Origin of the sequence: Algivirga pacifica (assembly GCF_039543525.1) — a bacterium.
Lineage (GTDB): Bacteria > Bacteroidota > Bacteroidia > Cytophagales > Flammeovirgaceae > Algivirga > Algivirga pacifica.
The window spans coordinates 87,537-102,789 of record NZ_BAABJX010000045.1 but is presented as its reverse complement, the minus strand read 5'-3'; the positions used below and the strand labels follow the sequence as shown (position 1 = coordinate 102,789).

Below are 15,253 nucleotides of genomic sequence, written 5' to 3'. Positions count from 1 at the left end.
ATCAATATTGATCATGAAAAGGATATACCTTCCCTTAGAAATCATTGAATATTTTCCTTCTCTAGCCTTTATTTTAATTAAATTAGCGGATGTTTCTGCCTATAGGCTTAGAGCTTCTTAACAGAAGAACAAAAGAAGAGCGTATATCAGTTTGTTTACGTTGACAATTAATGATGATATATAGTGTATCACCCCATAGAGGGCGTACCTCTTCTATATCTTTTTTCATCAACCATTAGGGATCATAGCTATACGTGAAATTCTCTCAGATACCAGGTCTTGAAGACCTAAAAAAAGTACTCATAAAGACTGTTGACAACAGTCATATAGCACATGCTCAATTATTTCTGGGAAATGAAGGAGGCGCTAACTTAGCGTTGGCTTTAGCGTATGCCACTTATGTCAATTGTTTAAATAAACAACCTGAAGACTCTTGTGGGGAATGTTCTTCTTGTAGAAAATTCAATAAGCTCATACATCCTGACCTACATTTTATTATTCCTACTGCCACAACCAAAGCTTTCAGTAAGAGGTCTGATGCAATTAGTGAACGCTTTTTAGGGGAGTGGAGAGAGTTTATACAGGGCTCCCCCTACCGAAGACTCTATGATTGGTCTTCTTTTTTTGGGGCTGAGAACAAGCAATGTATCATTCCAAAAGAAGAAAGCAGAAGTATCATCAAAGCCCTTAGTATCAAAGCTTTTGAAGCAGAGTATAAGGTCATGTTGATTTGGCTCCCTGAACTGATGCAAGCTCCGGCGGCCAATGCTATCCTTAAGATCTTAGAGGAACCACCAGCGAAAACATTGTTCTTACTTGTTTCTAATAACATTAATCTCCTCTTACCGACAATTATTTCCCGTACGCAAATTGTGCAGGTACGTAACTTTAATGATCAAGAAATTATTCAATACCTAAAAGAGGAAAAGCATGTTTCTTCAACACAAGCAGAGCAAATCGCTTTCCTGGCTGATGGTAACCTTCGAAAGGCTGTTGAGCTTTTGGACGAATCTGGTGATGAGGTTAGTATTTTCTTTCAAGAATGGATGCGTTCCTGTTTTAAAATGGACTTGAACACCCTTATACAAACACAGGTAGATGCCTTCAACACTATGGGGAAAGAGTCTCAAAAAAATCTGCTCTTGTACGCTTTAAATACCCTAAGAGAAGCAATGCTCTACAAGTATGCTGATGAGAGTCTGGTGCGTATTGCCTCTCAAAAAACGTTTATTGAAAATTTCTCTAAAGTTATTAATGAGAATAACCTTCCTCAATTAACAGAAGTAATCACAGATGCTCACTTTTATATTGAGCGAAATGCCAATCCTAAAATCACCTTTTTGGCACTCTCTATCAAGATTGCTCGTATTTTTAGAGGAATGTTATAGTTGTTGAAAAATACTATTGTAATTCACCTCCGTCCTTGGAAACTATTACTACGTAGCCTCCTTCTCATGAAGCGAGAAGCTATAATAAGTAATACAACATATTGATATACAAAAACTCCACTCACCAAAAGGGTATATCAACAAGTCACATAAGCGCCCCCTTCTTTGTTAACAAGATTAAACCAACCCATTCACTTCCAACCTCTTAGCAAAGAACAGGGTCTTTTTTATACATCAGCAAAAGGATTTAAAATCTTTCAACTATAGTATATATTCTTTCAACCAACTAATGAACAAATAACTATGAGCAATCTACTGAATCAATGGAAGAGGTCCCCCTTTTTCCTTCTTATCACTACCCTTTTATATTCTTGTGATCCTTATGGAGAGCGTGTCATCACAGATTACGACACCGTCACTACTTATCATGACCAAAGCTTCAATTTTGTAGAAAGCAAAACCTACAGTATGCCAGACTCCGTGGTCTATATTGTAGATAAAGAAGGGAATGGTGAAGCCATGGATGAAAAATACAATCAACTTATTCTGGAAACGATCAAAGAAGAAATGGAGCAATACGGATATACTTTGCTTCCCGCTGACACAAAAGCAACCGCTGATCTTTTTCTTACACCTACTTCCTTTAGCTCTACGCATAGCAGTGGTGGCTGGTGGGGATACTACAACTGGTGGGACTCTTGGGGATGGTATGATCCTATGTATGGCTGGGGCTGGGGACCGGGATGGAATATCTATTACCCTTACCCTATTACCTATAGCTATCAGACCGGCACAGTCATTATTGAAATACTTGATACCCAACATGCTGATGAAGAAAGCAGAAAAGTTCCTGTAGTGTGGACTGCCATCTGTGACGGGCTGCTAGAGTCTAATTCCTACAACCTACAAGAACGCATAAAAACAGGTATTAGCAACGCCTTTATGCAATCTCCTTATCTAGATCGCAGTCAGGGTGAAGCAGTAGAATAAAAATAACATATCGTATCCATAACTTTTTCAATCACTAACCTAACAAGCCGCATGAAAATTCTTAAATATATATTTCTAAGTATTCTTCTTTTTTCTACCGCTCAGGTTTTTGCACAGCGAGGATTCTGGAATCCTTACTACTATACCCTTTACCCTCCTCATTGGTATCATCAAGAGCATGCCAGAGATAATATCAGCTATAAGAAAAAAGAGCACCCAGATGCCTATATGAGTATCACACATAGTAGTGCTATTTCCATAGGGAATAGTCGTAGTTTTATTGACAACAATAGCTTTATTGGTTGGGGCTTTGACTACCGAAAAACTGTAGGGGATCAATGGACTATAGGGGGGAGTATTCAAAGTAATCGCCTTTACCAGAATATTCCGGGATACTCTATTGTAGAAGGAAGTGATGGTACTCACTATGGAGGAAAGGAATTCCGATACCTTGATGCCTTTAGCCTGATGGTGACTAGCCACTACTATACTGGTGAATTTGGAAAGTTTAGAACTTTTATTGGCGGAGGAGTTGGTACATACTATATCAACAGAGAACAAGAAGTTGGTATGAAACTCTTTTACGATGAAGCCTGGCACTTAGGAGTTGCGCCAGAGATTGGCCTTTACCTTCCGATTTACAATAAACTTCACTTAAGTAGTAGCTTAAAGTACAATGTTGCCATTAAAAACAATACCCGAAATACCCAATCGTGGATTTCAGGAAATATTGGTATAGGGTGGATCTTTTAGTAGAATACTGCCTCTTTTTTGAAAGCACAAAAAAAAGAGGCAGCCACCCTGGCCTAAGCCAGTGCACTTACCTCTTTACACCGAAAGCAGCAAACTTTCAAAATCGGGAAAAGCATTCCAGCAAAAGAACCGCTAACTGCTAATGCTGCTTGGCTGTAGTTCCCGATTACATATTTTTTCTTTAGTACTCTCTGAGGTCAAGCCCCAGCTTTCGACTAAATGTTTATATCCTAAAATTCCTGATAATCCCCATAGGCTGGCCCCAATCCCATGAATCAACAAAGATGGCACATGAGGTACATTAGAAGAAGCAATGACCCATATCAAATCCACTTCTCCCCACAAATTGATTAGTCCAAAGGTCAATGTTACCAAGACTATTTGTAAAAATGGAAAACTATAAGGAGAACGTATTAAGTGTAGCGCTGTTGCCATAACCAAGGCAAAAATCCCTATATAATCTGTGAAGAATAAAAATTCACTAGATCCTATAAATAAAACAAATCGTAGTAAAACACTTCCCCACAGTAGAGATAGTAACACCTGTTCAACGTTCTTTTTTTCTATCATCATCCATCGTATTTGGAAAATTATTTTATTGACTTTTTCCCTTTTTAATTTTTATTCAAAAGTCTTCTTCTTAAGAACGATAAAAGAATGTTATTGGTATATACTATGAAAATATTCTGAAAAAAATTACGATTTAGACAAAAAGCGTAACATTGTATCCATCTTCAGTTCCGTCTCTTTCCATTCTTTGGACGGAACGGAGTCCGAAGTAATCCCTGCTCCTGCATAAAGTATCGCTTGCTCCCGGAATACCTGCATACATCTAAGGTTTACAAAAAGGTGTGTTTCTTTTCCTCTCTGATTTACGGGGCCAATATATCCACTATAAATACTGCGATCATAACCTTCTTCGGCAAGAATAAAGGCCATAGACTCTTCCTTAGGCATACCACATACTGCTGAAGTAGGATGTAAAAGTTCTAGCATCACCGTTGATAGCTGAGGATAGCGTACTCCTTTCATATCTACCTCGAAATCTGTTCCCAAATGAAAAAGATGTCCCGCCTGAACCGTCTTTGGTCCACTTTCTTCGTACTCCCTTACACGAATCTTCTTGAAACAGTTAATGATATAACGACTCACCATTGCCTGTTCCTCAATCTCTTTTTGGGCCCATCGGGCCTCTGCGGCTACGACTCCCTCTTCTACGGGTTGTGTTCCTGCTAATGCTATTGTTTTAAAAATTCCTTCTGCATCTACCTGTATCAAGGTTTCGGGAGTGGCCCCTAACCAGGTACCCACTTCTGGCACAGAGATCAAAGAAACAAAAGCAGTAGGATAAGCCTTCGTAAGTTTGAGGTATGTATTGATCACATCAAACTGAGGAGGTAGATTTACCGCTTTGGTTCTAGAAAGCACCACTTTCTTAAAGTAGCCTTTTTGTATACTGTTGATTCCTTTTTGTACTACTCCCTCAAATCCCTCCTTTGTCACTTGTACCACCTTGTTATCGCCTACATGATAATGAGCCAGGTTTTCTGCTTCCTTTTGCTGCTGGTCAATAACCGATTGTACATAAGAGATCACTTGCAGTGCCGAATTATTCTCCCGAATCTCAAAATCCTTTGTCGAAAACACTACATCTGCTGGAATATAGTGGCATTGGCGTTCTTCACTATCAAAAGCTCCTAACACAAAACCCTCTTTCAATTCCTCTATATCCGCCTGTAAGTAGTGTAATTGTTCCCCAATAACTCCTTCGATCTCTGCTTGATTTGGCTTGTTCCAAAAAGCTACCGGTAACCCTTGATCTGCGGAGAATTCTAACATGGCAGTCAAAAATAAGTGATCTGATAACTCCCCTTTATATTTTAATTCCTGCAAGTGCGGTTTCACAGTAAAAAAAGATTTCTAGTTCAACATAAACAAAAGCAATATTCCGTGGTATGGCCCAGTAATTTATTCCAATACCATGGCAATCCTATACTCTACCAAAGGAGTATTTTATCTAAAAACCACTTGTACAAAGATAGTGTTTTTTACAACTATTAATTAGAATAATCCCATAACGCCATTAAGCCCTGAAGTTAGAAAAAGAACTTAATAACCTAAAATGGGGTTTGGTTAAATGAATTCTTATCTAAGAATTACATTGATATAAGGAAAGTCATAAAAACCATCTACTGCATTTTTCGTTAATTTTATAGGGATTTTCTTAGAAAAGTGAAATGGTATAAATTGCCTTATTTAAATAGTCTATCAGGACATAATCATCAATAATCACCTCCAACGATAATATTTATCGCTTAACACACCTTATTACTCTACTAAGAATCCCCTAAGCGTAGGCTATCACTCATTTTTATCAAAATCAATCTATTTCTTACCAAAGGATACGAAATAGTATTTTGTAAAGAGTATGTAAATAAGTCTTAATCCTATAAATTTGAGTATTCTAAGATAGCTTACTAAAGGTTATTCTTCTTACATAGGTAAAATGTGTTATTATGAAAAAATATGTTTACATCGTCAGGCACGGGCAAACCGAGCTTAATAAGAGAGGGTGGGTACAAGGAAGTGGTGTAGATGCCCATCTCAACAACATAGGGCAACAACAAGCACTTGCTTTCTATGAATCCTTTAAGCATGTTCCTTTTGACAAGGTCTATACATCCAAGCTTATTCGTACGCAACAATCTGTTGCTAATTTTATAGGAGTCGGTATCCCTCATCAAACCCTTTGGGGATTAAATGAGATCAGTTGGGGAGACAAAGAAGGAAGGCCTCTAACACCGGAGGATGATCGTCAGCACTTTGCTATGGTCAAAGCGTGGAGAGCTGGAAAATATGATGAAAGGTCACCAGGAGGAGAGTCCCCTGCAGAGGTTGCTTACCGCCAACAACTAGCGTGGCAATATATTATGTCCCATGATCATGAGGAAAATATTTTGATATGCATGCATGGAAGGGCTATACGTATCCTATTGTGTCAACTAATGCAAGTGCCATTAAGTGAAATGGATCGCTTCAAGCATAGTAATCTGGGATTGTATAAGCTTCATTTTAATGGTTTGCATTATGAAATAGAGCTGGAAAACGACGTCAATCACTTAGAACCTTTGATTATTGGAGGGTGATCGTTATTAACTCGTTTGCCAACCCTATTACTATTTTGCTCTCCTTGTTTCTAACTATTGAGCAAACAAAACAAACATCACTGGCTTCTTGTGTAAGTCTATCCTTTTATAAGCTCTCTTCCATTGATTAATGGTCATTGTTCGGATATACTGACCTTCTCCGGTAATATCACAAGCCACACATAGTTTAGTTTCTGGCTGACATTGCTGTACAAGGTCTTCCAACATATGATTGTTACGGTAAGGCGTTTCCATAAAGATTTGTGTACGGCCAAAGCGCTTTGACTGGCTTTCCAGTGACTTTATTGCCTTGATTCGCTCAGGCTTTTTGACTGGAAGATACCCCTCAAAGGCAAAATTTTGCCCATTAAATCCGGAAGCCATCAAAGCCAATAAAATAGACGATGGTCCCACTAATGGGATCACCTCAATCTCATGACGATGGGCGTATTCTACTGCCCTCGCTCCTGGGTCTGCAACCCCTGGACACCCTGCTTCAGAAATTACGCCTACTTTTGCACGATTCGGAATGGCCTTAAAATACTCCTCCACCTTGCTCATCGGTGTTTTTTTATCTAACACATAAAAATTTAAGGATCGAATATCGAGGCCAACCTTCAGGCTACCCAAAAAGCGACGTGCAGAACGGATATCCTCCACCAAGTAATGTTCAATATGCTTGACCGTTTCTGGAATTGCTGGCGAAAGGGTATCCAATGCCCCTTCTGCCATGGGACACGGAATAAGATATAATTGCATTGTTGTTCGTTATCTAAAATGAAGAAAGTGAGCAATATCGGGATAATTTTCAGGATTAATAAAGCGCGTATGCTATAAAGCCAAAAAAAGCAGCCCATTCTGAGTGACGTAAAGTCAATACCCGTCCTATTTCTTCTTTAAAGTTTTCATTTATTTAATGTTTTGCTAGTATAAAAGGAATCACTTATACGTAAATTGTCAGACTTTTATCATGTTATCAGTTTAATATCCTATGTTTTGACCTTAAATACATGACTTTACACCAAAAAAACGATTCCAATACTTCCTCCTCTATTCCTATTTATCGACTCCTTATTATTTTGGGAGCCTTTATCGCTTTTCTTATTGCTTTGGAGCTTCTGTCTTTTGTGTTTGAAAGCTTGGGAGAAGAGTATGTACAAGGATTATTACAAGCGACGCATAATCCTTTTGTTGCTTTTTTCATTGGTCTTCTAGCTGCTGCCATTTTACAAAGCAGCTCTACCATTACCTCCATCATGGTTGCTATTATTGCAGGAAATACCCTGATGTCTTTTACGGAGGCTATTCCCATTATTATGGGGGCTAATATTGGAACGACCTTAACAAGTACCTTGGTTTCTTTAGGATATATTGATAAGCCTAATCTATTTCGCAGGGGCGTGACTGTCGCCAGTATTCATGGTTTTTTCAATATTTTCACTGCTTTTGCTCTTCTTCCATTGGAATACTCCACACAATTACTCAGTAGACTTTCCCATTGGACTGCAAAAATCTTCTTGAAAATTGACTTTCTTGAAAAAAGCTTTAGCGATAATTTAATGATCAGTCAGTTTATCCTAGAGTGGATTGATACGACCAATGTCTTCCATATTTTCCTAATAGGAGCCGTTGCTTTTATTCTTCTATTCCTATCCTTGAAAATTATCTCAGAACAGTCCAAAACATGGTTATCTATTTCGGAAAATGGATTCTTCAATTTCACACTCTTTGCCAACCGACAGCGTTCTTTCCTCTTTGGGTTTCTATTGACAAGCCTTATTCAGTCCAGTTCCATTACCTCTTCTATTATCGTACCTCTTTATGCCAATGGAAGGGTAAAACTGACTAAGTGTTTCTTTTATATTATGGGTTTAAATATCGGGACTACCTTAACGGCATTTATTGCCGCCTTCTCCGTAGGCTCCCCTTTTGCGCTTACTTTAGCGATAGCGCATATTTTATTTAACCTGATCGGAGTAGCCTTATTCCTGATTCCTTTTGTATTCAAACTTGGGATGTGGTACGGTAAAAAAATAGGGATATTGGTTGATCGCAACAGAAGCTTTATTTTTCTATACCTAATTACCCTATTCTTTTTGATTCCCTTTTTACTAATCCTAAGTAGCCAAACTTGATGAAATGAAGAATTAAGAATGAAGAATGAGGAATAAAGCACCAATATATATTTCTATTCTTCATTTTTAATTCTTCATTCTTCATTCTTCATTGCCTACTACTGTTCTTCTCCTCCGGCATCCATAGTGGAGGGAGCCCTAGTAGGTTCTGGTAGTTCCCAGATACCAGCCTCTTTTCTATCGTATTCAGGGTACAAACGCTTTCTTTTCTTCTTTAGTGGTTTTTGCATTGGGTGATAACGCTGCTTTACCCAGAAAAAGCCAAATTGTTTACGAGTTTTTAGCTGGTTATTACGTCCTATTCCTGTATAGATAAACGTATCCCTCATAAAGTGTAATCGGTAGCTCATACGCACATAATGAGGGTTAAATGCATCAGTCATTTTTGCGACCCTGCGTCGACGATCACTACGTTTTTCCATCTCTACAAACAAGGTCTTATCCTGCATTTGTCTCGCTAATTGTGCCTTGCGTTCCTTACGAGTCATTAATTTACGTCCTTGATTTTGACGTAGGATACGAGCCATTTTATCTCGGTAATACCGTCTTGAAACCACCTGAGGTCCCTCTCCTGATCGTAAATTATTGGCATTGACCGATCGAAAAAAGCCTCTAGGATAAGACCGACCTTCTCCTTTGTTTCCTTTTAATTGACGGGTCACCACTTCTTTCCTCCTTGCCTTCCGATCTCCCCTGACAGCCATCCCTTTTTCTTTCTTCAACTCATTTGCATTGACAGAACGGAAAAAGCCCATAGGATATACATTCTCTCCTCCTTTATTTCCATTAGCCTGTCGCTCTACTGTTGCCTTTCGCCTTTCTTTCCTGTTCTCGGACTTTTTATCATTAACTACTTCCTGATTCTTGAGTCGACTCTGTGCTTCTTTTCTTCTTATCTTTCGATCAGAAATAGTTCCTCCTCTAAAGTCTCCAATGGCTTTTAAGAAGCCTGCTGTCTTTCTGGGAGGCATAGGGACTTCCTCCTGTGCTACTGCAGGTGACAGTATTCCCATTACCAAAAAAGAAAGCAACAAGCCGTTTATTATATTTTTCATTTATAGGAAATAATTCGATAATTGGATAATTAAATACTCGACGAACGACGAAAAAACTATGCAAGAAGATCAATCCCACACACTTACACTTCAGTTTGAAACGTTGAAGAATAATTACAAACAAACCTTTAATCAACGTCAAAAACAATACCTTTTCACTGCTTGGGGTAGGGTATTACTATTCCTGATCACCTTAGCACTCTGTGTTTATTGGGCTAATGAGAGAAACACGCTCTTGCTTTGGAGTACCTTAGCCATAGGGCTTCCCTTGTTTATCCTCTTGATTCAATGGCATGGAAAAATTCGTTTTCAAAGAAACTTACAAAAACAATTGCTTCAGATCAACGAAGACGAACTCAAACGATATACCCATGACTTTTCCTCCATTATAGATAACGGTGAAACTTACCAAAATAGGATACACCCTTATACCTATGACCTGGATATTTTTGGAAAAAAAAGTCTATTTTCTTTAATCAACCGTGGAGGAACTGCCAATGGCAAGCATACCTTAGCCCAATGGCTTATACAAGCCGGGACTAAAGAAAATATTCTCCAACGTCAAGAAGCCATCAAGGAGCTCACTCCAGAGATCCGTTGGAGGCAACAATTACAGGCTTACGGACAATTAGCCCAAGATACACTAGAGCAACAACAAGGAATCAATGACTGGCTAAATAATCCTGTCAAATTTAAAGATAAAGCATTCTACCATTTAATCATTTGGTTTCTTCCTGCCTTATTACTGATGGCTTCTTTTAGCTGGTTCATGGACTGGGTTCCCTATCAAATTCCTATTACCTGCTTTATTATCAACTTTGCTTTTCTAGCCCTACATGCCAAGCATATTACAGAAGAGGTGGAGCAAGCCGCTACATACCTCAAAATGATGCAAGCACAGGCATTGGTTTTACAGCATATCGAAAAAACATCTTTTAAGAGTCAGTACCTAGAATCCTTGCGTTCCCAGTTATTTGAAGGAAAGCAGCCTGCATCCCATATAATCAAACAACTTAGCCACATCCTAAATAACCTGGAGGCAAGACTAAATATGGTATTTACCGGAACCATTAATGTGGCCGTTCTTTTTGATATACGTCATATGATCAAACTGGAAAAATGGAAAGTTTCACACCGAGCACAACTACAGCAATGGTTTCTAGTCAGTGGTGAACTAGAGGCAATAAGCAGTCTATCTGCTTTTGCGTATTTACATCCTTCCTACGTTTTTCCGGAAATCGTAGAAAATGATACCATGACCTATAAAACTACCGCTATTGGTCACCCATTGATCCTCTCTTCTAAAAGGATCTGTAATGATTTTTCTTTAGAGGAAAATGGTTTTACTGCCTTGGTTACAGGTTCTAACATGGCCGGAAAAAGTACTTTTCTACGCACACTTGGCATCAATGCAGTACTTGCATTTGCTGGTGCTCCTGTATGTGCTAGTGCTATGCAGATCAGTATCTTTCAACTTTTCAGTAGTATGCGTATTGAGGATTCTTTAGAGGAAAATATTTCCTCATTCTATGCTGAACTTAAAAGATTGGAACAATTAATTCAGCTTCTCAAAAAACGAGAAGATGTCTTCTATTTACTGGATGAGTTGCTCAGGGGAACAAATTCTGACGACAGGCACAAAGGTGTAATGGCGCTTATTCGACAGCTTGGTCAAACAAAAGCTTCTGGCTTGATCTCCACACATGACTTGACCTTAGCACAACTGCAAGAAACTTACCCTAAACAAGTGAAAAACTATAGTTTCGAGAGTAGAATTGAGGACGATGAACTGATTTTTGACTATACCCTAAGGGAAGGTACTTGCCGTAGTTTTAGTGCGAGTATGTTGATGAAAAAAATAGGAATAGCAGTGAGCAGTGAGCAGTGAGCAGTGAGCAGTGAGCAGTGAGCAGTGAGCAGTGAGCAAATTGATGCTTTTTGTATATGATTGATAGGGTAGTGGTATTAATTTTCAATGATTAATTATCAATTTTCAATTATGTACTACCCATTGAAAATTGATAATTAATCATTGAAAATTGTCACTTATTGGATAAAGAACTTCTTGCGATACGTTTGTTCTCCTACTTGAAGTAAACCAATCACAATACCTTTTTTGGAGATAGCGATCTGCTGTGTTCCAGTAGAGAGCTTATTTTCCTGAATCAGTTTTCCATCCAACCCAATCAATGATAGCCTTGCAGAAGTTGGTGTATTAACATGAAGAATATTTAACCCGTTAGTATACCACTGTATATTTGGAGTCTCCACCTTCTTCGCAAACCTCGCACTACCGCTACCTTCTATTGTAATAATAAAGTAAGCATCATAAAAAGCATAATTTACGCCATCCATATAGAAGCTTCCTCCATTATACACATTCGTATAACTTAGACCAAGGGAAGCATTTTCCAGCATAAAAGTATACGATGAGTTAGCCGAAAGTGCTACTGCAGAAGAAAGCTGTATTGTCTGTATACCACTACCTAAACTAATTCCATTTTGAGTGTAGATAGGAGTAGAAGTAATATTGTCACCTGCAAAAATCTTTAGCTTAGAACCATTAATAGGAGACTTCAATTTCACTTCTATAGAAGTTAAGTTCCCTGCATCTACTGTGGTAAATGACTGAGAGCAATCAGAAGTACTGAGTTGTGCAAAGAAGTATGGTCCTGACAATTGCTCAATCGTATAGGACTGCGCTGGAGGAGCTGGAGTCGTTACCGTTACCTCAGAAGAGTATACAGTTGTTGTTCCTTCCTGAACCGCAACCCTATAGGTATAAGTAGTATTCGCTGTGGTAGTGTTATCGGTATAACTTTCTACATCTGCTCCTAGTGTCGCCAATACCGTAAAGCTACTCTCACCACTAGCCTTACGTTCTACCAAATGAGCAGTCTCTGTGGTATTCTGGTCTGTCCAACTTAAATCTACCTGTGTTTCTGAAATCACGGATGCTGCCAAGTTGGCTGGAGCCAGCAACGTTGGTGTCGTTGTGATATCATCAGTCGTTGCTGATACTACTGCACTTGTTTCCTCATTTGCTCCATCTAAGGCAACTACTTTATAATAATACGTTGTATTGGCAGAAAGTCCTGTGTCCGTATACGTTTCAATGTCTGAAGCAACCGTAGCTACGGCAGTATAGGTTCCATTTAGTGTCGCACTTCTATCGATGCGGTAGCCTGTTTCAATGGTATTGGTATCCGTCCAGTCAATCTTGATTTGTGAAGTCGATAGTGCCGTAGCCGTTACATCGGTAGGAGCTTGTAATGATGGTGGTGGCGGTGGTGTTACGCCTGTCAATCCCCAAAACTTAGCGGCAAAATAACAAGAATAAAAATCCTCGTCTGTGGCATAAGCACCTGTACTTCCTCCTTTACCTTCACTCCCCGTTCCGTCAGGGTCTACAGCTACCGCATGTCCCATTCCTGTGATAGTATAACGTACCACTACTTCTTGTCCATTCACTTTATAGCCTTGACGAGTTACATCTGCTGCACCATTAAAACTCGGAGTGGTTACATCTGCTACTACTTGATTATTACTTGTAATTGAAGGGTCATGAAGGTTCAAAAATTGATCAGTAACTTCCTTACTGTTCATATCCCTTACCGTAAAATCACTGGTACCGTGAAATATGGCTACTGTAGGCCAATCTCCTGAGAAAGAAGAAGCATTACGTACCAAGTTTCCCCACTGCTGAGGCGTGTTATCTACTCCTGGGTTCATGGCTGAAAAAGCTGCTGTTAATCCTACTCCTGCTCTATAAGGCACTCCTGCCATCACCGCTCCACTGCGGAATACTTCCGGATAAGTAGCCAACATTACGGTGGTCATTGCCCCTCCTGCTGAAAAGCCCATCACGTAAGCCGTATTAGCCGCACTTTTATTATTCGTCATATACGCTACCATATTACGAATAGACAGCGCCTCTCCACTTCCTCGATTAATGTCTCCATTCTCAAACCAGTTAAAACAGCTGGATGAGTTGTTACCACTCTTTTGCTCTGGATAGACTACGTAGAAACCGTACTCGTCTGCTAGGGCATTCCACCCTGTTTCTGTAGCAAAAGAACTAGCACTCTGAGTACATCCGTGCATTGCCACTACAATAGGAGCTCCTGCTGGTACGTTAGCTGGTGCGTAATAGTACATATTTAAGTTACCCGGGTTACTTCCGAAGTTATTGACGGAAGTCAGCTGAGCAAAGGACGTAAAGCAAAGTCCTGTCACCAAGATGACGGTCATTAGTAATCTAGAAATCATAATCATGTTAAGTGTGTGTTGTTAAAGTAAATAATTACAGGGCATACCTACTCCTATGCGAGATCCTGTCGGTTACATCGTGGAATATGTTGTCTCCCTGTTGATAATTGTGTTGTTATCGTTAAGGCCTGTGGAGCCTGTATTTCTTAGGTCGTGAGGGTTAAAGAGCGATTTTATCTGTGATAGTTCGTAACTTTTTCATGACATTGTAACCGATAAAATCTGAACTCTTTAACCAGTTTGGTTCGCTTCTATTAAACCACTTCTTTTCCCTCAAGGCAGTTCGCTTATTACTCCAAGTAAAACTTCTTACGGAATACCTCTTCTCCCACCTCTAAAAGCCCTATCACAATTCCTTTCGCTTGAAGTTTAAGTTGTTGATGATCGGGAGATATATTTTCCTCCATCAGTACTTTACCATCCAAGCTAATCAAAGAGAATTTTGCACTCTCCTGTAAACTCGTGTGCAATGTATTTCCTTCGCCTACATACCATTTCAATTGAGAATTTGGAGTAGTAGCCCAACGGGAACTTCCACCACTCGTCAATCCCCAAAATTTTGCTGCAAAATAAGGAGAGTAAAAATACCTGTCAGAAGAATATGTTCCCGTTCTTCCTCCTTTTCCTTCTCTGCCACGGCCGTATGGATCTACCGATATAGCATGTCCCATGTATACGCTATAACGCACCACTACCTCTTTTCCATTTACCTCAAAACCTCCCCTTGTTACGTTTGTGGTTCCATTAAAAGAGTAGGTAACATTATCAGCATTTACTTGATTACTTGAAGTAATAGAAGGGTCATGGAGATTCAGGAACTGATCAACCAGCTCTTTACTATGGCTATAATTAACGATATTATCATAGGTGCCATGAAACACGGCTAGTTTAGGCCATTCTCCCGAAAAAGACGATGCATTCCGTACAAGATCGCCCCATGCTTTTGGCGATTTGTTTACTCCCAAACTCATTACTGAAAGTGCCGTATATGGGGTTGCTGCTTTATAGGGCACACCTGCCATTACCGCTCCTCCCCTAAACACTTCCGGATAGGTGGCTAACATCACTGCCGTCATTCCTCCTCCTGCAGATAATCCCATCACGTATGCCGTGTTAGCTGCGTTCCTATTATTCTTCATATAGGCAACCATATTTCGAATGGATAATGCCTCTCCACTTCCCCTACGAATATCATTGCTCTCAAACCAATTGAAGCAACGGGATACATTATTACTGGTTTTCTGTTCTGGATACACGACATGAAAGCCGTAAACATCTGCCAAATCGTTCCATTCTGTCTCTCTGGAAAAAACTGAAGCATCTTGTCCGCACCCATGTAGAGCAACCACAACAGGGGCTCCTGCTGGAACATTAGAAGGGGAATAGTAATACATTTTCAGGTTTCCTGGGTTACTTCCGAAACTGGAGACGGAGGTTAGTTGACCATAGGACGTAAGAGATAGCCCTATCACCAAGGTGACGGTCGTCAGTAGTCTAGAAATAGTAAACATGTGTAA

At 39.5% G+C, this 15,253-nt stretch carries 12 protein-coding genes; 6 read left to right on the top strand and 6 right to left on the bottom strand.

Annotated features, from left to right (window positions below):
- Nucleotides 1-254 precede the first annotated feature (254 nt).
- The 3 genes from ABD985_RS15220 (at nucleotide 255) to ABD985_RS15210 (ending at nucleotide 3,131) form a co-directional block, all read left to right on the top strand.
- Nucleotides 255-1,388 carry a DNA polymerase III subunit gene (locus ABD985_RS15220; protein ID WP_345373177.1) on the top strand — a complete coding sequence of 378 codons (1,134 nt, stop codon included), beginning with the start codon at nucleotides 255-257 and terminating at the stop codon, nucleotides 1,386-1,388.
- Nucleotides 1,389-1,691: 303 nt separating this feature from the next.
- Nucleotides 1,692-2,378 carry a DUF4136 domain-containing protein gene (locus ABD985_RS15215; RefSeq protein ID WP_345373175.1) on the top strand — a complete coding sequence of 229 codons (687 nt, stop codon included), beginning with the start codon at nucleotides 1,692-1,694 and terminating at the stop codon, nucleotides 2,376-2,378.
- Between the two features lie 51 nt (nucleotides 2,379-2,429).
- Nucleotides 2,430-3,131: a hypothetical protein gene (locus ABD985_RS15210; RefSeq protein ID WP_345373173.1), complete on the top strand. Its 702-nt coding sequence runs from the start codon at nucleotides 2,430-2,432 to the stop codon at nucleotides 3,129-3,131.
- 132 nt (nucleotides 3,132-3,263) lie between these two features.
- On the opposite strand, the gene ABD985_RS15205 is transcribed toward ABD985_RS15210, so the two are convergent.
- Nucleotides 3,264-3,704, bottom strand: coding sequence for a hypothetical protein (locus tag ABD985_RS15205; protein WP_345373171.1), 441 nt, complete (start codon nucleotides 3,702-3,704; stop codon nucleotides 3,264-3,266).
- A 123-nt stretch (nucleotides 3,705-3,827) separates the two neighbouring features.
- A complete protein-coding gene (locus tag ABD985_RS15200) occupies nucleotides 3,828-5,036 on the bottom strand; it encodes a chorismate-binding protein (protein WP_345373170.1) in 1,209 nt (402 codons plus the stop codon).
- Between the two features lie 611 nt (nucleotides 5,037-5,647).
- Here ABD985_RS15200 and ABD985_RS15195 point away from each other — a divergent pair.
- A complete protein-coding gene (locus ABD985_RS15195; protein ID WP_345373168.1) occupies nucleotides 5,648-6,277 on the top strand; it encodes a histidine phosphatase family protein in 630 nt (209 codons plus the stop codon).
- A gap of 54 nt (nucleotides 6,278-6,331) precedes the next feature.
- Here the strand turns inward: ABD985_RS15195 and ABD985_RS15190 are convergent, their stop codons facing one another.
- Nucleotides 6,332-7,036, bottom strand: a complete 705-nt coding sequence (locus tag ABD985_RS15190) for an SAM-dependent methyltransferase (protein ID WP_345373166.1) — start codon at nucleotides 7,034-7,036, stop codon at nucleotides 6,332-6,334.
- Nucleotides 7,037-7,287: 251 nt separating this feature from the next.
- On the opposite strand from ABD985_RS15190, the gene ABD985_RS15185 reads away from it, so the two are divergent.
- On the top strand, nucleotides 7,288-8,412 hold the full coding sequence (locus tag ABD985_RS15185) for a Na/Pi symporter (RefSeq protein ID WP_345373164.1): 1,125 nt from the start codon (nucleotides 7,288-7,290) through the stop codon (nucleotides 8,410-8,412).
- Between the two features lie 98 nt (nucleotides 8,413-8,510).
- Here the strand turns inward: ABD985_RS15185 and ABD985_RS15180 are convergent, their stop codons facing one another.
- A complete protein-coding gene (locus ABD985_RS15180) occupies nucleotides 8,511-9,467 on the bottom strand; it encodes a hypothetical protein (RefSeq protein WP_345373162.1) in 957 nt (318 codons plus the stop codon).
- A 58-nt stretch (nucleotides 9,468-9,525) separates the two neighbouring features.
- Here ABD985_RS15180 and ABD985_RS15175 point away from each other — a divergent pair, with 58 nt between their 5' ends.
- On the top strand, nucleotides 9,526-11,355 hold the full coding sequence (locus ABD985_RS15175) for a MutS-related protein (protein WP_345373159.1): 1,830 nt from the start codon (nucleotides 9,526-9,528) through the stop codon (nucleotides 11,353-11,355).
- A gap of 158 nt (nucleotides 11,356-11,513) precedes the next feature.
- Here ABD985_RS15175 and ABD985_RS15170 read toward each other — a convergent pair whose 3' ends face one another.
- On the bottom strand, nucleotides 11,514-13,736 hold the full coding sequence (locus ABD985_RS15170; protein ID WP_345373157.1) for an extracellular catalytic domain type 1 short-chain-length polyhydroxyalkanoate depolymerase: 2,223 nt from the start codon (nucleotides 13,734-13,736) through the stop codon (nucleotides 11,514-11,516).
- Nucleotides 13,737-14,026: 290 nt separating this feature from the next.
- A complete protein-coding gene (locus ABD985_RS15165) occupies nucleotides 14,027-15,247 on the bottom strand; it encodes an extracellular catalytic domain type 1 short-chain-length polyhydroxyalkanoate depolymerase (protein WP_345373155.1) in 1,221 nt (406 codons plus the stop codon).
- Nucleotides 15,248-15,253 lie beyond the last annotated feature (6 nt).